This is a genomic window from Streptomyces sp. NPDC015127, assembly GCF_043080095.1.
Taxonomy (GTDB): Bacteria; Actinomycetota; Actinomycetes; order Streptomycetales; family Streptomycetaceae; genus Streptomyces.
This window is the reverse complement of sequence record NZ_JBIBVE010000006.1, coordinates 259,537-282,248: the sequence shown is the minus strand read 5'-3', so window position 1 is coordinate 282,248 and position 22,712 is coordinate 259,537. Positions and strand designations below refer to the sequence as shown.

Sequence of the window (22,712 nt, the reverse complement as noted above, 5' to 3'; positions counted from 1 at the left end):
CATGCGTTGGTCACAAGACATCAGATCCGGAAGGGCCAGGGCGCACAGGCCCTGGCCCTCGCCCTCACCGGTCCCCATGGGGCCTGACGCGGGCCGCCCCTGACCCGGGATTCCCAGCGGGCGGCTCCCCGCCGTGAGAGGCATACCGCGGGACTCCGCGGCCGGTCACGGCTCGGGGTCGAGCACGACCGGCAGTTCCGCGAGGCCGCGGAAGGCGGGGAAGGGGATCTCCAGCCATTTCGCCTCGCTCGCGGGGCCGGCCAGAGCGATCGCCGGGAACCGGCCGAACAGACTGGTGAGGGCCAGCTGCATCTCCAGCCGTGCCAGCGGTGCGCCCAGGCAGTAGTGACTGCCGTGGCCGAATCCCAGGTGCTGCGGGTTCCCCGGCCGCTTCACGTCGAATTCGTCCGGGGAGTCGAACTTCAGCGGATCGCGGTTCGCCGAAAGAAGCGAGATCTGCACCAGCGCGCCCTTCGGGATCCGCATGCCACCGATCTCCACGTCCTCCGTCGCGAAGCGGAACGTCGCGCTCTCCACGGAGCCGTCGTAGCGGATCAGCTCTTCCACCGCGGGGCCGACCAGCTCCGGATTCTCCTGCACTGCGCGTAGCTGGGCGGGGTTCGCCAGGAAGTGGTGGACGGCATTGCCGATTTGGTAGGCGGTCGTCTTGTGGCCCGCGAACATCAGCAGGAACGCCGTCGAGACCAGCTCGTTCTGCGTGAGGCCGCCGTCGTTCTTGTCATGGTCCTTGGTGAGCGCGCTGAGCAGGTCTTCGCCTGGGCGCTCACGCTTGCGCGCGACGAGCTCCGAGAAGTAGGCGTGCAGCTCCTCCTCCGCCTTCTGCTGGGCCTGCTTGGACTCCTTGCTGAATCCCGTCTGCGCCACCGTGGTGGACAGGCGGTGCATCAGGGACCGCTCCTCGGGCGGCACGCCGAGCAGTTCGGAGATCACGATGATCGGCAGCGGGAACGCGAATGCGGGCAGCAGATCCACCGGTTCCCGGGTGGGGCACGCGTCGAGCAGGTTGTCGACGATGTCCTGGATCTTCGGCCGCAGCGCCTCCACACGGCGCGGGGTGAACTCGGAGTTGACGAGTTTGCGCAGCCGGGTGTGCTTGGGCGCGTCGGAGTTGAGCATGTTGTCGTCCAGTGAGACCGACGAGTCGCCGAAGATCCTCCGGTAGGAGTCCATCGCCCCGTACATGTCCTTGCTCAGCCGGGCGTCGGACAGGGCGGCCCGGGCGTCCTCGTACCGGGTGATCAGGTACGTCTCGATGCCGTGCGGCGGCTTCATTGGACAGACGGGCGCCGTGTCCCGGAGGGCGGCGTAGACCGGGTGCGGGTTCCGCCGGAAGTCGGCGGTGCACTTCTCGGCGCTGGTGACGGGGTCCTGCGTGGTGGTCACGGACGGCTCCTGAGGTCGAAGAGTGCCTCGGCGTTGCCGCCGAGGATGAGCTGCTGGGACGCCTTGTCCAGGGGCAGCTTCTCGATCATGCGGATGAGGTCCTCCAGCGGCGCCGACATCGGCGGCGAGTCGCTGCCGAAGAGCATCCGCTCGGGCCCGAGCACCTCCGCGTTGAGGCTCAGGTGTGCGGGGCTGAACGGGCTGGTGTCGACGTACATGCGCTGGAGGGCCGCGGCAGGCTTGGGCGACGGCGCGTCGAGCGCCTCGCGGTCCGAGGCCGGCCGGTCGCCCCCCGGCGGAGCGGAGGGCGGCCGGCCGGCAGCCGACTGGTCCGAGGGCTGCCGGCCCGCCCCCGTGGGGGCGGAGGGCGGCGCGCCCCCGCCCCAGTGCCGGGGGCGCGCCGCCGTCTCCAGGCGCTCCGGCAGCAGCGCCATCGCGCCGCCGCCGGTCGCGCCGATCAGCCGCAGGTCCGGGTATTTGTCCAGCCATCCCGCGAACGCGATCATGGCCATGCCCAGGGTGACGTCGCCGAACCGGCCGATCTGCTCGACGAAGCCGATGTTGTCCACCCGCTCCGTGCCGATGGGTTCGGCCGGAGCGTGTACGAGGACGGGGACTCCGGCTTCCGCGGCCAGCGAGAAGAAGGAGTCCGCCCGCGGCGAGCCGAGCAGCTCGCCGCGGACGCTGGAAGTGGTGATCAGGCCGACGAAGGCCGGGTCCGCCAGGGTCTCCCGCACCCCTTCCAGATGATCGTCGTCACCGAACGGGTTGGCGTACACGTACCCGCGCAACTGGTCCGGGAACGAGCGGATCAACTCCGACATCCACGAGTGGAACCCACGCAGGCGGTCGCGCGGCTGCTTGTAGTTGTCGACGCCCGGGACCCGCGCCATCGCTCCGGCGCCCACCGGGCTGCCGATGATGGTGAGGTCGATCCCGGCCTGGGCCCGGGCGGCGAGCATGCCGTCGACGTCGGTCAGACTCGGGGGCATGGGGAAGCGTCTGGCCGCCTCCGGTGGGGACAGATGTCCGTGGATGTCGATGATCATTTGTGGGTTCCCGTTTCCGGTGTGACTGCGCGGGTGACCGCGGCACAGTCCTCGTCGCCGAGCCCTTGCTCGGTGGCGCGGACGTGGGTCTCCGCGGCGGCGGTGGTGAGCGGAAGGCGCAGGCCTGCCGCTGCCGCCTGCTCGGTAGCGAGCATGAGGTCCTTCGCCATGAGGCGCAGCCTGAAGTCCGGCTCGTCGAAGCGCCCGGCGGCCAGGCGCCGCGACTTGAACGACATGACCGGGGAGGCGAAGCCGCTGCCCGCGATCGTCCTGAGAACGAGCTGCTTGTCGAGGCCGGTGGCGGCCGCCAGTTCGGCGGCCTCGGCCATGGCCTGCACCTCTATTCCCATGAGGAGATTGAGGAGCAGCTTCATCCGCATGCCGGAACCGAGTGCGCCCAGATGGACGACCTCCTTGCCCAGCATGTCCAGCAGCGGCCGGCCGGCGGTGAAGACACGCTCCTCGCCGCCGACGAACAGCCGCAGTTCGCCGTCGCGGGCATGGTCGCGATTGCCGAGCATGCCGACGTCCATGACGGAGGGCACGTCCCCGGCGAGACGGACGATCTCCTCCGGGGCGACGGTGCTGGCGCAGATCAGGGAGCCGGGGTAGGTGCCGCCGGCCAGGATGCCCTCGGGGCCGTGCAGCACGGCTGCGAGGGCGTCGCCGTCGGCAACCGTGCAGATGGCGGCAGTCGTCCCCTCGACGGCTTCGCTGGGACGGCCGGCGGCTACGGCGCCGGCCCGGGCGAGCGGCTCGGTCCGCTCCGGAGTGCGGTTCCAGACCCGCACCTGCATGCCTTGCGCGAGGAGGCGCGAGGCCAGGCCCGAGCCCATCGTGCCGAGGCCGAGTACGGCGACGGGGCCATGGCGGGAGCTGTTGGTGGTGTGCGTCATGACTTCTCCTCCACGGTCTCCTTGACGACCTGGAATCGCAGCGACTGGGTCGCCTCGACCCACCTGCGAAGCGGAGCCACGAGTGCGCGATGCTCCTCACTCTGCTGCCAGGCGAAGAAGTGTTCGGGCGTCTCCCACTCGCTGGTGATCACCCACTGGCGGGAGTCGTCGACCGGTTGTCCCAGTCGTTCGACGATGTGCCCGGGGGTACGAGCAACGGATTTCCGCATCTGCTCGTACATCTCCAGGAATCCTTGCTCGCCGCCCTCGATCACACGGACCGCGAAAACCACGGACAGCCTTTCGGCCGTTTGGCCGTTCTGCACAGTGCCCATGTCTCCTCCTGATGGTGAGATCTGGCAGGACACGCTCTCCAAGGACTCATGGGCTCCGTGGCGACGCAACTCAAATGGGTGCACGGCCCAGGCGGGAGAGGCGCCCTGCCCTGCTGGTTAGACCGTCCGGGTGAGTGTCGAAGGGCCCCGCGCAGGGGTGAATTCGAGTGCCGCGCCGACGGCGCATCGCCGTCCTCGGTCACGCCGGAGCCACCGTCGTCAGATGCCGGCTGTGGCCTCGCCGCGGGCGTCGAACGTCTCATCGACTCCGTGCAGCAAGACAGCTCCAGGGCCCGGATCCCGCCCGGGCCCTGGATCCAGGCGTCAGCGAGCGTCCGGGCAGGTCACGCCACGTGATCCCGGTGCGGATCCGGTCATCGGGCCCTAGGCTCCGAAGAGTCCCGCCACCGACGCGATGAGGCCCAGTGCCGGCTGGGCGATGTCCGCGCCGCCGGCCACCAGTTCGCGCAGGCGTTCCAGCCGCGAGCGGACGGCGGGGACGTCCGGTTCCGGGTCGGTGGTGATGCGGGCCAGGTCGTGCACCACGCCCGCCGCCTCCTCGCGGTCCGCGTCGGACAGATCGCGGCTGCTGAGGACCGTTTGCAGCAGGAAGGTCAGCTCGAAACCGCCGATGCCGGATTCGTACGTGTTCTGGAAGTCGCTGACGACGGTGTCCACCGGCCGGTTGATGAACGTGGTGTTGGTGCCCTGGAAGTAGAAGTTCTCCGACACGGTGGCTCCCGAGGTGACGACGACGCGGCAGTTGTTGAAGGTGTGGGTGTGGCCGGGGCCCGGCTGCGGGGCAGGCAGCAGTGAGGCCCGGATGGCGTCGGCGGCCTCGCGGACCCGGGCGAAGGCGGCGGCGTCCGCGTCGGGGCCGTATGCCGAGAGCAGCCCCCACAGGCCGACGCCCGGCGACTGGTGGCCGTCGTGGTACGCCGACAGCCTCGACACCTCCGCCGTGTCCCGCGGCGGCGACCCGAGCGCCCTGGCGATGCCGCCGAACAGCGAGCGGAAGGTGTGCGTCGAGGCGTCCTCGATACGGAAGACGATCTTCTCGCCCTCGTTCAGCGGTCGGCCCTCGGCCACGCGGAACAGGACAAGACAGGGCAGCAGCGCCGGGTTGAGGTCGAGCATGGCGGCGATCTCGTAGGCGCCCTGGGGGTCGTACGGCTGCCACTGGAGCCACCGCATCCTGGACAGGACCCGGTACAGCTCGGGTTCGAGGTGCCTGCGCCAGTACGCCCTGGCCGCGGCACCCGGGGCGTGCTTCTCGATGACGAAGACGCGGGTGGCGGGGCCGGAGAGGGCGTTGAGGTCGTCGAAGTGGGTGCGGACGTAGGCGGCGAGTTCGGGGTCGGCGTCGGTGTAGAGCAGGACGCCCCACAGGCGGGGGCCGCCGTCGGGGGCGCTGGAGGTCTCGGTGAGCTGGAGCCTGCGGAGCAGTTCGGCCGGATTGGGCCCGGGGGCCACGCTGTATGCGCCTTCGGCCGGGTGCTCGATGCACAGGACGAGGACGTCGCCGTCCTCCAGGCCCGCCTCGCAGACAGTGAGTTCGGGCGAGAGGCGCACGTCGGTGGCCGGGTCGGCGATCCACGTTTCCAGAAAGCCGGTCGCATCCGGTCGGCACAACTGCCTGATCTCCCCCAGCCGCAGGGTGTCGGGCACCGAGATCTCGACGGTCGCAGCGAGGGTGCGCCGGTCGAGATCCCGCCATCGGCCGAGTCCGTCATCGGCCGACCCGGCGGGAGCGAAGCCGCTGCTGCGGATCATCTCGCCCAGCGACCTGGCCACGGCTTCGCCGTGGTACCCGTGGCGGACCACGACCCAGTCGCCCTCGCGGACATCGATGTAGAGACGCAACGCGCTTCCCCCCTCGGCAGGTTGGGTCATACGCGAGTATGCCCAACGCCCGCGGGCTCCACCTCTCCTCCACGCCGCGCTCGGCCGGACCGCATCGTCACGCGACTCCCGCCAGGAGGCTGATCCACCGGCCCGCTTCCGGCCGAGACGTCTCGGCGGCGTGGAGAACGGCGAAGCCCGCGGACCGGAGCAGGCTCTCCAACTCGGCTCTCTCGTACAGGCGGAACCATCGCCGGCTTCCGCCGGGCGCGGTCCACCACTCACCGGAGGATGCCCCGGCGCGGGCCAGGACGAACAGCAGGCCGTCGTCGGTCAGGACGCGCCGGAACGCGTGAACGGCCCGCGACGCCTGTGCGAGTTCACTGCGGCTCTTGTCCCGTATTCGCCCAGGTCGAGCCCGTGATCCCATCGGAGCACACAAGCGGGTGAGCCGCTCTTGGTACTGCTTCCTCCGGGGCGGCGTCACCGGTTTCCGGTCAGCCCGTCGTCACCCGCAGTTCCTTGATCCCGTTCAGCCATGCCGAGCGCAGTCGACGCGGTTCGCCCGTGAGGCGGAGGTTCGGGAGGGCGTCGGCTATCGCGTGGAAGATCAGGTCGATCTCCTGCACCGCCAGCGACTTGCCCAGGCAGAAGTGCGGGCCGCCGCCGCCGAAGCCCAGGTGCGGATTCGGGTCGCGGGTGATGTCGAAGCGTTCCGGGGCGTCGAAGACCTCGGGGTCGTTGTTGGCCGAGGAGTAGAACAGGCCGACCCGGTCGCCCTTTCTGATGCGGGCGCCGCCGAGGTCCACGTCCTGGGTGGCCGTGCGCTGGAAGGAGACCACCGGGGTCGCCCAGCGGACGATCTCCTCGGCGGCCGTCGCGGGGCGCTCGCGCTTGTACAGCTCCCACTGGTCCGGGTGGGTCAGGAACGCGTGCATGCCGTGGCTGATCGCGTTGCGCGTCGTCTCGTTTCCGGCCACCGCCAGCAGGATCACGAAGAAGCCGAACTCGTCGGAGGACAGGTTCCCTTCGCCCTCGGCCGCGACCAGTTGGCTGACGATGTCCTTCGCCGGGCACTCCTTGCGGGCGGCCGCCAGGTTCATCGCGTACGAGACGATCTCCATCGCCGCCTCGGTGCCGACCTCCTCCGTGATCGCGTACTCGGGGTCGTCGTAGGCGGCCATCTTGTTGGACCAGTCGAAGATCTTGGAGCGGTCCTCCTGGGGGACGCCGATGAGTTCGGCGATCGCCTGGAGCGGGAGCTCGACGGCGATGTTCGTCACGAAGTCGAAGCTGCCGTCACCCGCCGCGGCGGAGGCGAGCGCGGTCTCGACGATCGCACGCGCCCGGCGGCGCAGGGCGTCCTCCAGTGAGCGCACCGCGCGCGGGGTGAAGCCGCGCTGGACGATCTGGCGGACGCGCGTGTGCTCGGGCGGGTCCATGTTCAGCATGATCAGCTTCTGGACCTCGATCTGGTCACGGCTGATCGACTCGTTGAAGCGGATGACCGCCGTGTTGGTGTTCGACGAGAACAGCTCCGGGTGCGTGGAGACGTGCTTGACGTCCGCGTGCCGGGTGACGACCCAGTAGCCCTCGTCGTCGAAGCCGGAGACGCCGGCCGGCTGCGGGCACCACCAGACCGGGGCCGTGCGCCGCATCTCGGCGAACTCCGGGTGGGGGACGCGGGCCTGGAGGAGGTCGGGGTCGGTGAAGTCGAACCCGTCGGGCAGATGGGGGCAGGACATCGGCAGCTCCGCGTTCGGATCGGAAGGTCTGACGAGCCATCAGAGAGTGTCCGAAAGGTAGTAACGAGTTCTACAAGTGGCAAGAGCCGCGGCTGCAACAGTTGCCCGGAAAGGGTGCACTGGGGGCGTGCAAGACTCTTGCGTACCGGCGGTAGCACTCATGACACTTCAGGGGGAACTAGAACGCGTATCAGTTCGTGAGTTCGGCCCGAAGGGCGCCGGGACGCCCGGGGGCCGCGCGAGGAGAGGACGAGCTCATGGCCGCGGAACCCGTCATCGTCGAAGCCGTACGCACCCCCATCGGCAAGCGGGGAGGACTCCTCGCCAATCTCCACCCCGCCTACCTGCTCGGCGAGACCTACCGCGAACTCCTCGGCCGCACCGGCATCCCCGCCGACTGCGTCGAGCAGATCGTCGGCGGCACCGTCACCCACGCCGGCGAGCAGTCCATGAACCCCGCGCGCACCGCCTGGCTCGCCATGGGCCTTCCGTACGAGACGGCCGCGACGACCGTCGACTGCCAGTGCGGCTCCTCGCAGCAGGCGAACCACATGGTCGCCAACATGATCGCGTCCGGCGTCATCGACATCGGGATCGGCTGCGGTGTGGAGGCCATGTCGCGCGTGCCGCTCGGCAGCGGGTCCAAGCACGGACCCGGCAAACCCTTCCCGGACGAGTGGAACGTGGACCTGCCCAACCAGTTCCACGCCGCCGAGCGGATCGCGCAGCGCCGCGGGCTGACCCGCGAGCACGTGGACTCCCTCGGGCTCGTCTCGCAGGAGCGGGCCGCGATCGCCTGGAGCGAGGAACGGTTCAAACGCGAGACGTTCGCCGTGCAGGTGCCCACGACCGAGGAGGAGCAGGCCGCCGGCCAGGGCATGTGGCGGCTCGTCGACCGCGACGAAGGGCTGCGGGACACATCGATGGACGCGCTGGCAGGGCTGAAACCGGTCATGCCGAACGCCGTGCACACGGCCGGGAACTCCTCGCAGATCTCCGACGGGGCCGCCGCCGTCCTGTGGGCGTCCAAGCGGATGGCGCGCGCGCTCAAGCTCAGGCCGCGCGCGCGGATCGTCGCGCAGGCCCTCGTCGGGGCCGACCCGCACTTCCACCTCGACGGTCCCATCGACGCCACACGCGCGGTGCTCGGCAAGGCGGGCATGTCGCTCAAGGACATCGACCTGGTCGAGGTCAACGAGGCGTTCGCGGCCGTGGTGCTGAGCTGGACCCAGGTCTTCGACCAGGACCTGGAGAAGGTGAACGTCAACGGTGGAGGCATCGCGCTCGGCCATCCCGTCGGCGCGACGGGCGCGCGGCTGATCACCACGGCCCTCCACGAACTGGAGCGCAGGGACAAGGAGTTCGCCCTGATCACGATGTGCGCCGGCGGCGCGCAGGCGACCGGGACGATCATCCAGCGGCTCTGAGCGACCCTCGGCCGGCACGCGATCGCAGCGCCGGTCGGCGCGCCTTGACCTCAAGCGTGCTTGAGGCAGCAGGCTTGCCGACATGACCACGCAGAAGGATCACCACGACATCAGCACGCTCGTCAGCCGCTTCTTTCGGGCCCTGGACGCCCGGGAGTTCGCGGACGGATGGGGCGGCGGCTTCTTCACGGACGACGTGCGGACCACGACCCCGGTCGGCGACGCCGAAGGCGCCGACGCCGTACGCCACACCGAGGTTGCCATCGGCCGGTTCGCCCGCACCCAGCACATGGCCTCCGACGTCCTCGTGGACGTCGGAGGCGACGAGGAGACGGCGACCGCCTCGTGGAACGCGCTGATGGTGCACGTCCACCACGACTCGACCCTGAGGGAGCGCGGCGAAGGGGCGGATCCCCTGTTCACCGTGGGCGGTGTCTACGACGCGGAGCTGCTGCGCACGCCCGGCGGCTGGCGGATCAGCCGGATGGACGTGCGGGCCGTGTGGACCACGGGCGAGCCGCCTGTCGTCACCGCGTAGGGCCTGGAGGGGGTGTCTCAGTACCAGCCCTGGGCCTGCCATGCGGACCAGGCGCCGCACGGGCTGCCGTAGCGGTCCTTCATGTAGTCCAGGCCCCACTCGATCTGGGTGGCCGGGTTGGTCCGCCAGTCGGAGCCCGCGGCGGCCATCTTGCCGCCCGGCAGCGCCTGTACCAGGCCGTACGCGCCGCTGGAGGCGTTGGTGGCGCTCACGTCCCAGTTCGACTCGTGGGTCACGATGCGGTCGAAGCAGGCGAACTGCGCGTCGTCCTTGATCATCTTCTGGGCGATCGCCTTGGGAGACCCGGACGGCGCGGCGGGGGCCGCGGCGGCGGTGGCCGGGTTCATGCCGAGGACGGTGCCCGCGACGCCCAGGACCAGGGCGGAACCGGCGAGAGCGGCCTTCGGGCGGTTGGCGATGCGGCGGATGACAGAGCGGGACACAGAGCGACCTCACGTCGGGGACAGGGAGCGTCGCGGGGCGTGCCGGAGCCACCCGTGTACGAGGTCGTACGAGGAGGATCCGGCCGCCCGCGGGCGCCGCCGCCCCGTCAGGAACGCGGCAAACGCCTTGCGACCGGAACAGTGTTAGCGGCCGCCCGGAAGCGTGGCAATGACCCCCGTGTACGAGCGGAGTTCGCATGCGGGGTGAAACGGACCGGGTCTTGACAGGGCGCGTCGTCGCAGGCGGGCTCGCCGATGGGGACCCCTGCGGTCACCCCGCCGGACTACTAATCGGCGTCGTAGGGGACCAAGGTCCTGTGGGGCGCCTCACCCGTGCGGGACCCCGTCGCCCCCTCGAATGTGACCTGCGCCTCGAACGCGGCCCGCCGCGTCGCGCGCCGCAGCGCCTTGAGGAGCGCCGGCCCGAGTGTGAGCGTCAGCACCACCGTGACGACCGCCCGCCCCAGGTCCCAGCCGAGCGACGTCGCCGCGCAGTACGCGAGGAAGCGCACCAGGTTCTCGTGGACCGGGTCGCCGGGATGGAACGAGATGCCCGAGGACAGCCCGCCGATGTACGTCCACCCCTGGAGGTTCATGATCGTGCCGTACGCGAAGGCCGCCACCGCCCCGTAGACCGCGAGCATCAGCCACTCGGCCCGCCCCCGCAGCCGCTCCGCACCGGGCAGCAGACCGGCCCCCATGGTGAACCAGCCCATCGACAGCATCTGGAACGGCATCCACGGCCCGACACCGCCCGTGAGCAGCGCGGACGCGAACATCGTCACCGCACCGAGCACGAAACCGAAGCCCGGTCCGAGCACGCGGCCGCTCAGCACCATGAGGAAGAACATGGGCTCCAGACCGGCCGTCCCCGCGCCCAGCGGCCGCAGCGCCGCCCCGACCGCGGCGAGCACACCGAGCATGGCCACGGCCTTGGCGTCCATACCGGTGTCGGCGATCGTCGCCACGACGACGGCGACGAGGAGGGGCAGCAGGGCGGCGAACAGCCAGGGCGCGTCCTGGGCGTGCGCCGTGACGCCGGAGCCGTCGTCCGCGAGCAGCGGCCAGCCGAAGGCGACGACACCGATCGCGCTGACCAGGACGAGCGCGGCGACGGAACGGGGGCCGAGGCGGAGGGGGCGGGCGCTCATGCTCCCGGCTCCTCGGTGTTCCGGTGGGTGTCCTGGTGGTCCTCGGTGTCCTGGTCGGCCTCGGACAGGGCCGCCTCGACCTGCGAGACGGTCAGCCAGGGCTCCGGCGCGAGCACCTTGGCGACCTGCGGTGCGAAGGCGGGCGACGACACGACCACCTCCGCGGTCGGCCCGTCCGCGACGACCTCGCCGCCCGCGAGTATCACGACCCGGTGCGCGAGCTCCGCCGCCAGCTCCACGTCGTGCGTCGCGAGCACGATCGAGTGGCCCTCGGCGGCCAGGCCCCGCAGAACGCCGACGAGCCGGGCCTTCGCGGCGTAGTCCAGACCGCGCGTCGGCTCGTCGAGCAGGATCAGCGGCGGGCGGGCGGTCAGCACGACCGCCAGCGCGAGGGCGAGCCGCTGCCCCTCGGAGAGATCACGCGGATGGACGTCGTCCGGTACGTCCGGCAGCAACGCGCTCACCAGGGCACGGCACGACCCGCGCGCCACCCGCGCGTCCGCGTCGGCAGCGGCGCACTCGGCGGCCACGGTGTCCGCGTACAGCAGGTCCCGCGGCTCCTGCGGCACGAGCCCGACGTGCCGGATCAGCTCGCGGGGATGTGTGCGGTGCGGGGTGCGCCCGCCGACGGTGACGGTGCCGGAGGTCGGCTCCACCATGCCGACGAGGGCGCCCAGGAGGGTGGACTTGCCGGCGCCGTTGCGGCCCATGAGCGCGATGGTCTCGCCGTGGCCGACGGTGAGGTCGACGCGTCGGAGCGCGTCGACGCGGGCGCGGCGGACGGCGAGGGCGTGGGTGGTGGCGGTGTGGGGGGTGGCGGGGGCGACCGCGTCGGCCCCGTGGGCTCCGGGGGTGCGGCGCAGGCGGGCGAGGAGGCGGGGGCGGGGGCCGCTGCGCGGGGCGCTTTCCCCACCCCGCCCCTTCCCGTAACCGGGGGCTCCGCCCCCGGACCCCCGCGCCTCAAACGCCGACGAGGCTGGATTCTGGGGCGGAGCCCCAGTTCGGGAAGGGGCGGGGTGGGGAAAGGCTCCCGCCAGGCGGGACCGCAAGCCGCCCGACGCGCGGCGTGCGTCCCGGACCGACAGAGGCAACGGGGACCAGCCCGCCACCCGGCCCAGCGCCACCACCGGGGGGTGGACCGGCGACACCGTCATCACCGAGGACGGATCGCCCACCACGGGCGGGAGGCCGCGGCCCGGCAGGAGCACCACCCGGTCCGCGTACTGGACCACCCGCTCCAGGCGGTGCTCCGCCATCAGCACCGTCGCGCCCAGGTCGTGCACCAGGCGCTGGAGCACCGCCAGCACCTCCTCCGCCGCCGCCGGGTCCAGCGCGGACGTCGGTTCGTCGAGGACCAGCACCTTCGGGTGCGTGGTCAGCACCGAGCCGATCGCCACCCGCTGCTGCTGGCCCCCGGACAACGTCGCGATCGGCCGGTCGCGCAGCTCCGCAAGCCCCAGCAGGTCGAGCGTCTCCTCGACCCGGCGGCGCATCACGGCCGGTGCGAGGCCCAGCGACTCCATCCCGTACGCCAGCTCGTCCTCCACCGTGTCGGTGACGAAGTGCGCGAGCGGGTCCTGGCCCACCGTGCCGACGACATCGGCGAGTTCACGTGGCTTGTGCGTCCGCGTGTCCCGCCCGTCGACCGTCACGCGGCCCCGCAGCGTGCCGCCGGTGAAGTGCGGGACGAGGCCGGACACCGCGTTCAGGAGCGTGGACTTGCCGACGCCGGACGGGCCGACCAGCAGCACCAGTTCGCCCTCGGGGACGGTCAGGTCCAGATGCTCCAGCGTCGGCGCGCCGGCATCGCCGTACGTCACCGACACGTCCTCGAAGCGGATCACGGGGTCGTCTCCTTGGTTCCTGCGGGTACGGGCGCGACGAACGCCGGAATCAGTCCGACCAGCACCGACAGCGCCGGCCACAGCGGCAGCGACGGCGCGGTGGGGGGTACGACACCGGGCATCAGCGCCTCGGGGTCGACGGCGGCTGCGCAGATCATCAGCACCGCGACGGCCAGGCCCGACCCGGCCACCAGCCAGGACCGCACACCCCACCGGTCGGGCCGGTAGCGGCTGCGCACCGAGCGGCGGCCGCCGAGCCACAGGCCCCCGGCCGCCGCGAGGAGCCCCGCGGCCAGCAGCGGAACGGCGTATCCGGCGCCCTCGGCCGAGAGCAGCCCGTACGTACCCCCGCACACGCCCAGGAGGCCGCCGAGGGTGAGGGCGGTCGTGGTGCGGCGCACCGCGGGCGGGACCTGCGCCGTGCGCCCGTAGCCGCGGGCGTCCATCGAGGCGGCGACGGCGACCGAACGCTCCAACGCGCCCTCCAGCACCGGCAGTCCGATCTGGGCGAGCGCCCTGACGTCCCCGGTCGGCCGCCCGCGCAGACGCCGCGCGGTGCGCAGCCGCAGGACGTCCGCGACCATGTTCGGCGCGAACGTCATGGCGACGACGACGGCGACACCGGCCTCGTACAGCGCGCCGGGCAGGGACTTGAGCAGCCGGGCGGGGTTCGCGAGGGAGTTGGCCGCGCCGAGGCAGATGAGGAGGGCGGCCAGCTTGGCCCCGTCGTACAGCGCGAACAGCATCTGCTCGCCGGTCACGCGCCCGCCGATCCGCACCCCGTCGGCCCAGCCGGGGAGGGGGACTTCGGGCAGCGTGAACAGGACGTGCGTGCCGGGGACGGGGGAGCCGAGGGCGACGGAGAAGACGACGCGTACGGCCACGACGAAGAGCCCGAGCTTGACGAACGCGCCGTAGGACCGGGCCCAGGGCGCGTCCGTGCGCCGGGCGGCGACGACGTAGCCGGCGACGCCGACGAGCAGGCCGAGGAGGAGGGGGTTGGTGGTGCGCGAGGCGGCGGTGGCGAGCCCGAGGGCCCACAGCCACCAGGCCCCGGCGTGCAGGGAGTTGCCACGGTCGGCGAGGGGCGCGCGGGCCGCGTGGGCCGCGCGGAGCGCGGCGGCTCTGCGGGGGAGCGCGTTGCCCTCGCCGGGCGCGCTCGGCCGCGCGGCGCCCTCGCCGGGGGCTCTGCCCCCGGGCCCCCGCGCCTCAATCGCCGGCGGGGCTGGAGTTGCCCGGTCGGGCGCGCCCGCTGGAGTCGTCATCGGCCGCGGCGGCGGGACTGCCACAGCGCTGCCGCGCCCAGGGTCAGGACCGCCGCGATGCCCGCGTACACGCCCACCGACGGGCCGCTGCCGTCGGAGCCCTTGTCCTGCCGCGCCGGGGCGGGTTCGCGCGTCGAGACCTGTTCGCCGCAGCCCGACCTCGGGTAGCCGGAGATCGCGCAGAGCAGCGCGTCGCCGTTGTACCGCAGCGGCTTCGCCACCCCCGCCAGCGCCTCCGCCGCCGTCGCGTCGGGTGCCACCCGCGCGCACGCCGTGCGCCGCGTGGGCGGCCGCTCGCCCTGCGGGGCGTCCTCGGGCGTGCCGAAGTCGACGACGAGGGCGACCCGCTTGGTGCCGTCCTGCGCAGGCGTCCGCGCGCAGATCGCCGCGAAATCGGGCGCGGTGCGCGGCTGTGCCGCGTCCCCGCTGTCCTCGCTCACCGCAAAGCGGAAGCCGGTCACGGACCCGTCCGCGGGGCGCGCGGTGGCCGGGCCCTCGGTGGCGTACGTCCACCTCTCGCCGCTGCTCTGCCAGAACGACCAGTAGCGGTATCCGGCCGCCTGCGCGGGTGCCGTGCCGGTGACCGCCAGGAGGGCGGCGAGCCCGAGGAGGACGACGAGGGAGCGGGCGCGCATCAGAGCCGGTTCTTCCTGCGGCCGCTGAGCAGGAAGCCGAAGCCGACCGCCGCCACGAAGAACACGCCCACGATCCACCACGTGGACAGGGAAGGGGACGAGTCGTCCGACGCCTCGTCCTTCGGCTTCGCGCCGGTGGAGACGTCACCCGACGCGGGCGCCGGGCCCGTCGCGTTCAGGCCCGCCACCAGGTCCGTGGCGCCGAACGCCCTCGGGTCGGTGCCGGTCGCGTGTGCCGCGAAGATCAGCTGGGCGTAGGCGGCCGGGCCGTTCTCCTTCGCCCACGCCGCCGCGTTCTTCCGCAGCCACTCCAGCGGCTTCTTCGTCTCCTCGGTCAGGCCCTGGGCGGCGAGGGCCACGACGGCGTCCGCCGTGTTGCCGAAGTCGGGCTTCGGCGCGCTGTCCTCGGCGCCCGGCATGGGCGGGGTGTCGAAGTGGCCCGTCCCCGCGAGGCCCTTGGCGAGGTAGGCCGCGCCGTTGTGTCCGGCGTCCGCGACGTTCTCGGCCTTCTCGCACACCGGACCCCTGGGGTCCTTCGCGCCGGCCTTCGCGACCATGCCGCTGTTGTTCGCGGCGAGCACCGCGGCGGCCGTCGAGTCGGCGAGCACGCCGGGGGTTTCGGCCTGGTGGACGAACGCGCCGCCGTCCTTGCCGCCGCACGGCTTCGCGAAGGTCAGCAGCGTGTCGTAGGGGGTCTTGCCGCCGTGGGAGGTCACGCGCACCGGGTGGTCGCCGGCCGCGCGCAGGGCGCCGATGACGACCGCGGTGGAGTTCGCGTCGCTGGCCCCGCCCGGGTTGTAGCCCCAGCCGCCGTCCTCGTTCTGGACGGACCGCAGCCACGCGGTGGTCTTCTGCACGACGTGGGTGTGGCCGCCCAGGGCGACAAGCGCCTGCACGGCCGCCGCGCTCGCGTTGGTGTCGCGCGGGAGCTTCCCGTCGCACGGCTTCGCGGCGTCCGCGCGGTAGGAGGGGAAGCCGCCGTCGGCGCACTGCTGTCCGGTCAGAAAGCCGACGGCCTCGTCCGCGGGCCTGACGCCGACCGTGTCCTGGGCGAGCAGGGCCAGCGACTGCCGCCACACGCCGTCGTAGGTCGGGTCGCCCGTGCCGTACAGGCCGGACGGCAGCGCGGCCGACGGCGTCGGGGAGGGGGCGGCGACGGCCGCGGGGACGGCGAGCGTGCCGAGCACGGCGGATACGACGAGCGCGATCGCGCCGCGGCGGACGGTGGTCATGGCGTGCTGCCTCTCCTGCGGGTCCGGACTCCGGGTCCGGGCACGGGCAGACGCACCAGGGCTCCGGCTCCGTATGCCTCGACGGTGCCGGTCACCGGCGGGCTGCCGGTGACGCGAGCCGGTCACGACCGCGTGCGGGGCATTCCGACTTGCCGCCGGGATGGGCGGCTCACGGTTGCGGGTCAGTGCCGGATTCGCACCGGCTTCCCCCCGTACGGGCAATGATGACGACGCGGCCACTCTACCGGCGGGTCACCTGGGCGCGGCGGGGCGCGGGTCACACCGCCACGTAGAGCGCGGGCGTGCTGCCGGGCACCTCCTCCGCGCGGCCCAGCTTCACCAGCCGCCGCAGATGCGACTCGGCCTCGGAGAGCGCGATGGTGCGCGAGCCGTACGGGATCTCGGCCCAGGGCCTGTTCCACTCCATCCGCTCCGCGACCTGCCAGGGCGTGAGCGGCCGGGACAGCAGGCGCAGCAGCCCGGCGAGCCGCTCCTCGTGGTGCGCGAGCAGTTCGCGGACGCGGCCCGTCGCGTCGGTGAAGGCGTGCTGGTGGGCGGGGAGCACCTCGGCGACCCCGAGGCGGCCGACGCGTTCGAGGGAGTCGAGGTAGTCCCCGAGGGGGTCGGTGACCGTGTCGTCGTCCGGGTCCTCGTACAGCCCGATGTGCGGGGTGATGCCCGGCAGCAGGTGGTCCCCGGAGAAAAGCCGGCCGTGACCGGGGCGCTGGGCCGGGTGGTCCTCCTCCAGGTGCAGGCAGACGTGGCCGGGGGTGTGGCCGGGCGTCCACACGGCGCGCAGGCGGCGGCCCGCGAGGTCGAGCAGTTCGCCCGGGACGATCTCGCGGTCCGGCACGGCGGCGCGCACACCGGGCAGCCGGCCGCCGCCCGCGGCGCGCGCCGCACGCAGCGGAGCGAGGTGTTCCTCGGGGGCTCCGGCCCGCTCCAGCTTGTCGGTCAGGTAGGTGAGCCACAGGCCCGGTTCGGCCTCGCGGGTGCGGCGTACGACGGTGGCGTCGGCGGCGTGCATCGCGATCCACGCCCCGGACGCCTCGCGGATGCGCCCGGACAGGCCGTGGTGGTCGGGGTGGTGATGGGTGACGATCACGCCGTGGATCTCGGCGGCCGAGGTGCCGCAGGCGTCGAGTCCGGCGGCGAGCGTCTGCCAGGAGTCGGGATCGTCCCAGCCCGTGTCGACGAGGACCGGCCCCCGGTCGGTGTCGAGGAGATGGACCACGGTGTGGCCGAGGGGGTTGTCGGGAATCGGGACGCGGAGGGACCGTACGCCCCCTCCGTGGTCGGTCACTTGCGTCATGGAGTGCTCATCTCCCGTCCGCCGAGGGGCGGTTGCCCGTCTCCGACTATAACGAGAACAGGTTCTCGTGGTTGCCCGAGTCTCCCGCTTGCGGACAGTCACCGGCCGTGGGCGCGTGGCCCCTCGGGGGCCGGGAGGGGCAATTCGCCGGTCAGTCGTCGCGGCCGATGGCCGGACCGGACCCGTGGACTCCTGCAACGAGAACTGGTATCAGTTCTGAAACACCGTCAGATGTGCGGGCCCCGCGGGAGGCAGCGGTCATGACCGAGTTCCAGGAGCACCGACAACTGTTCATCGGCGGCCGGTTGGCCGATCCGCTCGGGGACGGCACGATCGACGTCGTCTCTCCGCACACCGAAGAGGTCATCGGCCGCGTCCCGCACGCCTCGCGTGCCGACGTGGACCGGGCCGTCGCCGCCGCGCGCCGCGCCTTCGACGAAGGACCCTGGCCCCGGGCGACCCTCGACGAACGCATCGAGGTCGTCGGCCGGATCAAGGACGCGATCGCCGTGCGCCACGAGGAGATCGCCCGCTGCATCAGCGCGCAGAACGGCTCCCCGTACTCCTGGAGCGTCCTCGCCCAGGCCCTCGGCGCGATGATGGTGTGGGACGCGGCGATCTCCGTCGCCCGCGGCTTCGCCCACGAGGAGCACCGCGACGGCGTACTCGGCCCGGTGCTCGTGCGCCGCGAGCCCGTCGGTGTCGTGGCGGCCGTCGTCCCGTGGAACGTCCCGCAGTTCACCGCCGCCGCCAAGCTCGGCCCGGCGCTGCTCGCGGGCTGCACCGCGGTCCTCAAGCCGTCGCCCGAGTCACCGCTCGACGCGTACCTCCTCGGCGAGATCGCGCAGGAGGCCGGCCTGCCGGAGGGCGTGCTGTCGATCCTGCCGGCGGACCGGGAGGTGAGCGAGTACCTGGTCGGCCACCCCGGCGTCGACAAGGTGTCGTTCACCGGCTCGGTCGCGGCCGGCAAGCGCGTGATGGAGGTCGCCTCCCGCAACCTCACCCGCGTCACGCTGGAACTCGGCGGCAAGTCGGCGGCCGTGATCCTGCCCGACGCGGATCTCGCGGGCGCCGTCGCCGGGATCGTCCCGGCCGCATGGATGAACAACGGGCAGGCGTGCGTGGCCCAGACCCGTATCCTCGCCCCGCGCAGCCGGTACGACGAGATCGCCGAGGCGTTCGCCGCGGCGGCCTCCGGCCTGGTCGTCGGCGACCCGCTGGACGCCGCCACCCAGGTCGGGCCCTTGGTCGCCGCACGCCAGCAGCGGCGCTCGCTCGACTACATCCGCATCGGCCAGGACGAGGGCGCCAAGATCCTCAGCGGCGGCGGCCGCCCCGCCCACCTGGACCGCGGCTGGTACGTCGAGCCGACCCTCTTCGGCGGCGTCGACAATTCCATGCGCATCGCCCGCGAGGAGATCTTCGGCCCGGTGATCTGCCTGTTGCCGTACGGGGACGAGGACGAGGCCGCCGCGATCGCGAACGACTCCGACTACGGGCTCAGCGGCAGCGTGTGGACCTCCGACGTCGAGCACGGTATCGACTTCGCGCGCCGGGTGCGGACGGGCACGTACAACGTCAACACCTTCAGCCTCGACATGCTCGGACCGTTCGGCGGCTACAAGAACTCCGGTCTCGGGCGGGAGTTCGGGCCCGAGGGGTACGGCGCGTACCTGGAGCACAAGATGATCCACCTGCCCGCGAGCTGGGAGGCACGGGCCGATGGGTGACCGCTGGCGCGTCGAGGTGGACCGGGGCGTGTGCATCGGCTCGGGCATGTGCGTGGGCCACGCCCCGGACGGCTTCCGGCTGGACGCGGCACGGCAGTCGCATCCGCGTGCCGAGGCGGCGGACGCGAGCGAGGAGATCCTCGCCGCGGCGGAGAACTGCCCTGTCGAGGCGATCACGCTCACGCTGCTGACGGGCGGCGAGCCGGTCTTCCCCCCGGAGGACTGACCACCGCGTCCCGGGGTTCACGGCCGGGGCCACCGGGCTGCCCGGCCCGGCCCCGCAGGAAACCTCCCTGGGTAGGGTGGGCGCGACACCACCGTGCACCGGAACGAGGAGCAGACGTGAGCGAGCCGGCGTCCATCGCCCTGCAGCAGGAGATCGCCCGGGAACTCGAGGTCGCCGAGACCTTCGAGGCCGAGCGGGAGATCGAACGCCGGGTGGCCTTCCTCGCCGAGCGGCTGACCTCCACCGGTCTGCGCTCCCTCGTGCTCGGCATCAGCGGCGGCGTCGACTCCACCACCACCGGCCGGCTGTGCCAGCTCGCCGTCGAGCGGGCCCGGGCGGCCGGCCACGAGGCCCGGTTCCACGCGATGCGGCTGCCCTACGGCGTCCAGGCCGACGAGCACGACGCCCAGCTCGCGCTCTCCTTCATCCGGGCCGACCACGTGCTGACCGTGGACATCAAGCCCGCGAGTGACGCCGCGCTCGAGGCCGCGCTGGCGGCCGGCGTGCGCTTCCGCGACGCCCACCACCAGGACTTCGTGCACGGCAACATCAAGGCCCGCCAGCGCATGATCGCCCAGTACGCGGTGGCCGGCGCGCACGACGGCCTGGTCGTCGGCACCGACCACGCCGCCGAGGCGGTCTCCGGCTTCTTCACCAAGTTCGGCGACGGCGCCGCCGACCTGGTCCCGCTGACCGGTCTGACCAAGCGCCGGGTGCGCGCCGTCGCGGACGCGCTGGGCGCGCCCGCCGAGCTGGTGTGGAAGACACCGACGGCCGACCTGGAGACCCTCGCCCCGGGCAAGGCCGACGAGGACGCGCTCGGCGTCACCTACGACGACATCGACGACTTCCTGGAGGGCAAGCCGGTGGACGAGCGGGCCTTCGAGACGATCGTCCACCGCTACCGCCTCACGGACCACAAGCGCCGCCTGCCCCTCGCCCCCTGAGGGTGTTGCGCCCACGGCTTCCCCGGGGGGCCGCCCTCCCGGCGGACCGGGGGACCGCTTTCCGGCGTACGGCCTCCCGGCGGACCGGCGGCTGACGCGCCGCGCGGCTGCGTCCCCTCGGGCCGTGGCGCTTGCCGCTACCGGCTCACCGACCACGAGCGACGCGGGCTGCGGCCTCCTGAGGGCGTTTGCGACGACGGCTTCCCGTGGCCGGACCCCCTCCCGGCGGACCGGAGTGCCTCCCAGCGGACCGGGGGACCGCTTCCCGGCGGAGCCCCTCCCGCGGACCGGCGGCTGACGCGCCGTGCGGCTGCGTCCCCTCGGGGCCGCGGCGCCTGCCGCTACCGGCTCACCGATCACACGCGCCGGCTGCCCATTGCCCCTGCGGGGCCCCTGCGGGCGTTGCGGAGACCGCTTCCCGGGGGGACGGACCGCCTCCCGCCGGACCGGCGGCTAGCGCGCCGTCCGGCCGCGGCCCTTCGGGGCCGCGCCTCCGGTGCCCGCCGCGGCCCCCGCGGCCGGCGCGGCCCCCGCGGTCGGTGCCGTCAGGTCGATCAGGCGGCACACCGTCTCGATGTCGATCTTCACCTGGGCGATCGACGCCCGCCCCGACAGCCACGTGATCAGCGCCGAGTGCCAGGTGTGCTCGATCACCCGTACCGCGGACAGCTGCTCCGGTGTCGGGTTCTCCAGCCCCATCGCGTCCAGGATGATCGCGGTCGTCTGCCGTGAGACCGTGTCCACCTCCGGGCTCACGCTGCGGTCGGCGAACGTCAGCGCCCGCACCATCGCGTCCGCGAGATGCGGCTCGCGCTGCAGCGCCCGGAACGCCCGCATCAGCGTCTCGGCCACCCGCTCGGCCGCGCCCTCACCGCCCGGCGGGCGCTTGCGCAAGGTCGTGTGCAGGCGCTCCAGCTGGTCCTGCATCGTCGCGACCAGCAGATGGATCTTGGAGGGGAAGTAGCGGTAGAGCGTGCCGAGCGCGACCCCGGCCGCCTCCGCGACCTCCCGCATCTGCACGGCGTCGAAGCCGCCTCTGCAGGCCAGCTGTGCGCTGGCGTGCAGGATGCGACGGCGGCGCGCCTCCTGGCGCTCGGTCAGGGGCGGTGACACAGGCACCGCCGGCTTGGCTTCCGCTGTCATAGGTCCCGTCCCCGCACGCGTCCGGATCGACCGGCACGGCAGGGCGTCCGCCGTGGCGCGAATCACCTGATCCGCCGGTCACAGTTGCGCTACCTGCCGGTAGATTCGAAGCTCCTCGAACGATCAAGTCTGAAACTTGTTCTAGATTAGCGCGACCGATTACGCTCCGGCGAAACGCAGTGAGAAGGGGGCCGTGGGTGACCGCAGAGGCCATAGAGATCGGCCCCCGTGCGGGCGCGTCCGGCGACGGCGACTCCCCGCTGCGCATAGCGCTGCTGACCTACAAGGGGAACCCGTTCTGCGGCGGCCAGGGCGTCTACGTCCGCCATCTGTCGCGTGAACTCGCCCGCCTCGGCCACCACGTCGAGGTCATCGGCGCCCAGCCCTACCCGGTCCTCGACGGCGGCGTGCCGCTCACCGAGCTGCCCAGCCTCGACCTGTACCGCCAGCCCGACCCGTTCCGCACCCCGGGCCGCGGCGAGTACCGCGACTGGATCGACGCCCTCGAGGTCGCCACCATGTGGACGGGCGGCTTCCCCGAGCCCCTCACCTTCTCCCTGCGGGCCCGGCGCCATCTGCGCGCCCGCCGCGGCGACTTCGACGTCGTCCACGACAACCAGACCCTCGGCTACGGGCTCCTCGGCGACCTCGGCGCCCCCCTCGTCACCACGATCCACCACCCGATCACCGTCGACCGGCAGTTGGAACTGGACGCCGCCGCCGACTGGAAGCGCCGCGCCTCCGTACGCCGCTGGTACGCCTTCACCCGCATGCAGAAGCGCGTCGCCCGCCGCCTGCCGTCCGTGCTCACCGTCTCCGGCTCCTCCCGGCAGGAGATCACCGACCACCTCGGCGTACGCGGCGACCGGATCCACGTCGTCCACATCGGCGCCGACACCGACCTCTTCTCGCCGGACCCCTCGGTCCCCGAGGTCCCCGGCCGGATCGTCACCACCTCCAGCGCGGACGTGCCCCTCAAGGGGCTCGTTCACCTCGTCGAGGCCCTGGCGAAGGTGCGCACCGAGAACGCGGACGCCCACCTCGTCGTCGTCGGCAAGCGCGCCGAGGACGGCCCGGTCGCCCAGCTCATCGAGCGCTACGGCCTCGCGGACGCCGTCCGGTTCGTCAAGGGCATCACGGACGCCGAACTCGTCGACCTGGTGCGCAGTGCCCAGATCGCCTGCGTGCCGTCCCTGTACGAGGGGTTCTCACTGCCCGCGGCCGAGGCCATGGCCACCGGCACCCCGCTCGTCGCCACGACGGGCGGCGCGATCCCCGAGGTCGCCGGCCGCGACGGCGAGACGTGCCTGGCCGTGCCGCCCGGCGACGCCGAGGCCCTGGCCGCCGCCCTGCGCCGCCTCCTCGGCGACGCGGACCTGCGGGCCGGGCTCGGCGCGGCGGGCCGGGCCCGGGTGCTCGCCCGCTTCACCTGGAAGCAGGCCGCGATCGGCACGGCCGAGCGCTACCGGGAGGCCATCGCCGCCTCCCGGACCCCTGTCCGTACCCCCTGAGAAACCCCCTCACGCACCGCCCCCAGGAAGGCAGACC

Annotated in this window: 21 protein-coding genes and 1 riboswitch; of the genes, 6 read left to right on the top strand and 15 right to left on the bottom strand. The window is 72.7% G+C overall.

The window, feature by feature from the left end; genetic code table 11:
* Positions 1–165 precede the first annotated feature (165 nt).
* The 7 genes from ACF08N_RS14570 to ACF08N_RS14540 form a co-directional block, all read right to left on the bottom strand.
* Positions 166–1,404 carry a cytochrome P450 gene (locus ACF08N_RS14570; protein WP_392324940.1) on the bottom strand — a complete coding sequence of 413 codons (1,239 nt, stop codon included), beginning with the start codon at positions 1,402–1,404 and terminating at the stop codon, positions 166–168.
* The gene (locus ACF08N_RS14565; protein WP_392324939.1) at positions 1,401–2,453 is read right to left on the bottom strand and encodes an amidohydrolase family protein; all 1,053 of its coding nucleotides are present in this window, start codon (positions 2,451–2,453) and stop codon (positions 1,401–1,403) included. Before ACF08N_RS14565 ends, ACF08N_RS14570 begins: the two co-directional genes overlap by 4 nt.
* Positions 2,450–3,349, bottom strand: coding sequence for an NAD(P)-dependent oxidoreductase (locus tag ACF08N_RS14560; protein ID WP_392324938.1), 900 nt, complete (start codon positions 3,347–3,349; stop codon positions 2,450–2,452). The genes ACF08N_RS14565 and ACF08N_RS14560 overlap by 4 nt, the downstream gene beginning before the upstream one ends.
* Positions 3,346–3,684, bottom strand: coding sequence for an antibiotic biosynthesis monooxygenase family protein (locus tag ACF08N_RS14555; protein ID WP_392324937.1), 339 nt, complete (start codon positions 3,682–3,684; stop codon positions 3,346–3,348). The genes ACF08N_RS14560 and ACF08N_RS14555 overlap by 4 nt, the downstream gene beginning before the upstream one ends.
* Before the next feature lie 384 nt (positions 3,685–4,068).
* Positions 4,069–5,547: a hypothetical protein gene (locus ACF08N_RS14550; protein ID WP_392324936.1), complete on the bottom strand. Its 1,479-nt coding sequence runs from the start codon at positions 5,545–5,547 to the stop codon at positions 4,069–4,071.
* Between the two features lie 97 nt (positions 5,548–5,644).
* Complete coding sequence (locus ACF08N_RS14545; RefSeq protein ID WP_392324935.1) at positions 5,645–5,956, bottom strand: hypothetical protein; 312 nt, start codon at positions 5,954–5,956, stop codon at positions 5,645–5,647.
* 67 nt (positions 5,957–6,023) lie between these two features.
* Positions 6,024–7,271: a cytochrome P450 gene (locus ACF08N_RS14540; protein WP_392324934.1), complete on the bottom strand. Its 1,248-nt coding sequence runs from the start codon at positions 7,269–7,271 to the stop codon at positions 6,024–6,026.
* Positions 7,272–7,528: 257 nt separating this feature from the next.
* Here ACF08N_RS14540 and ACF08N_RS14535 point away from each other — a divergent pair, with 257 nt between their 5' ends.
* Together ACF08N_RS14535 and ACF08N_RS14530 are read left to right on the top strand one after the other, a co-directional pair.
* Positions 7,529–8,698, top strand: a complete 1,170-nt coding sequence (locus ACF08N_RS14535) for a steroid 3-ketoacyl-CoA thiolase (RefSeq protein ID WP_392324933.1) — start codon at positions 7,529–7,531, stop codon at positions 8,696–8,698.
* An 82-nt stretch (positions 8,699–8,780) separates the two neighbouring features.
* The gene (locus ACF08N_RS14530) at positions 8,781–9,236 is read left to right on the top strand and encodes a nuclear transport factor 2 family protein (protein WP_392324932.1); all 456 of its coding nucleotides are present in this window, start codon (positions 8,781–8,783) and stop codon (positions 9,234–9,236) included.
* Between the two features lie 17 nt (positions 9,237–9,253).
* On the opposite strand, the gene ACF08N_RS14525 is transcribed toward ACF08N_RS14530, so the two are convergent.
* The 7 genes from ACF08N_RS14525 to ACF08N_RS14495 all read right to left on the bottom strand — a co-directional run bounded on the left by ACF08N_RS14525 (position 9,254) and on the right by ACF08N_RS14495 (position 17,118).
* Positions 9,254–9,679, bottom strand: a complete 426-nt coding sequence (locus ACF08N_RS14525; RefSeq protein WP_392324931.1) for a transglycosylase SLT domain-containing protein — start codon at positions 9,677–9,679, stop codon at positions 9,254–9,256.
* Positions 9,680–9,966: 287 nt separating this feature from the next.
* Positions 9,967–10,830, bottom strand: coding sequence for an ECF transporter S component (locus ACF08N_RS14520; RefSeq protein ID WP_392324930.1), 864 nt, complete (start codon positions 10,828–10,830; stop codon positions 9,967–9,969).
* Positions 10,827–12,674 (bottom strand): ABC transporter ATP-binding protein, encoded by a 1,848-nt coding sequence (locus ACF08N_RS14515; protein ID WP_392324929.1) that lies wholly within the window; start codon positions 12,672–12,674, stop codon positions 10,827–10,829. The genes ACF08N_RS14520 and ACF08N_RS14515 overlap by 4 nt, the downstream gene beginning before the upstream one ends.
* The gene (locus ACF08N_RS14510; protein WP_392324928.1) at positions 12,671–13,939 is read right to left on the bottom strand and encodes an energy-coupling factor transporter transmembrane protein EcfT; all 1,269 of its coding nucleotides are present in this window, start codon (positions 13,937–13,939) and stop codon (positions 12,671–12,673) included. Before ACF08N_RS14510 ends, ACF08N_RS14515 begins: the two co-directional genes overlap by 4 nt.
* Positions 13,936–14,574 carry an SCO2322 family protein gene (locus ACF08N_RS14505; protein WP_392324927.1) on the bottom strand — a complete coding sequence of 213 codons (639 nt, stop codon included), beginning with the start codon at positions 14,572–14,574 and terminating at the stop codon, positions 13,936–13,938. Before ACF08N_RS14505 ends, ACF08N_RS14510 begins: the two co-directional genes overlap by 4 nt.
* Positions 14,574–15,806, bottom strand: coding sequence for a prenyltransferase/squalene oxidase repeat-containing protein (locus ACF08N_RS14500; RefSeq protein ID WP_392324926.1), 1,233 nt, complete (start codon positions 15,804–15,806; stop codon positions 14,574–14,576). The genes ACF08N_RS14505 and ACF08N_RS14500 overlap by 1 nt, the downstream gene beginning before the upstream one ends.
* A 137-nt stretch (positions 15,807–15,943) precedes the next feature.
* Positions 15,944–16,016, bottom strand: a riboswitch (cobalamin riboswitch).
* A 67-nt stretch (positions 16,017–16,083) separates the two neighbouring features.
* Entirely contained in the window at positions 16,084–17,118 is a 1,035-nt protein-coding gene (locus ACF08N_RS14495) for an MBL fold metallo-hydrolase (protein WP_392324925.1), read from the bottom strand.
* A 260-nt stretch (positions 17,119–17,378) separates the two neighbouring features.
* Here ACF08N_RS14495 and ACF08N_RS14490 point away from each other — a divergent pair, with 260 nt between their 5' ends.
* From ACF08N_RS14490 to nadE, 3 genes are all read left to right on the top strand, one after another.
* Entirely contained in the window at positions 17,379–18,848 is a 1,470-nt protein-coding gene (locus tag ACF08N_RS14490; protein ID WP_392324924.1) for an aldehyde dehydrogenase, read from the top strand.
* Complete coding sequence (locus ACF08N_RS14485) at positions 18,841–19,074, top strand: ferredoxin (protein ID WP_392324923.1); 234 nt, start codon at positions 18,841–18,843, stop codon at positions 19,072–19,074. The genes ACF08N_RS14490 and ACF08N_RS14485 overlap by 8 nt, the downstream gene beginning before the upstream one ends.
* 116 nt (positions 19,075–19,190) lie before the next feature.
* Positions 19,191–20,021, top strand: coding sequence for an ammonia-dependent NAD(+) synthetase (gene nadE / locus ACF08N_RS14480; RefSeq protein ID WP_392324922.1), 831 nt, complete (start codon positions 19,191–19,193; stop codon positions 20,019–20,021).
* A gap of 453 nt (positions 20,022–20,474) precedes the next feature.
* Here nadE and ACF08N_RS14475 read toward each other — a convergent pair whose 3' ends face one another.
* On the bottom strand, positions 20,475–21,164 hold the full coding sequence (locus ACF08N_RS14475) for a TetR family transcriptional regulator (RefSeq protein ID WP_392324921.1): 690 nt from the start codon (positions 21,162–21,164) through the stop codon (positions 20,475–20,477).
* Positions 21,165–21,361: 197 nt separating this feature from the next.
* Here ACF08N_RS14475 and ACF08N_RS14470 point away from each other — a divergent pair, with 197 nt between their 5' ends.
* Positions 21,362–22,675: a glycosyltransferase family 4 protein gene (locus tag ACF08N_RS14470; RefSeq protein ID WP_392324920.1), complete on the top strand. Its 1,314-nt coding sequence runs from the start codon at positions 21,362–21,364 to the stop codon at positions 22,673–22,675.
* Positions 22,676–22,712 lie beyond the last annotated feature (37 nt).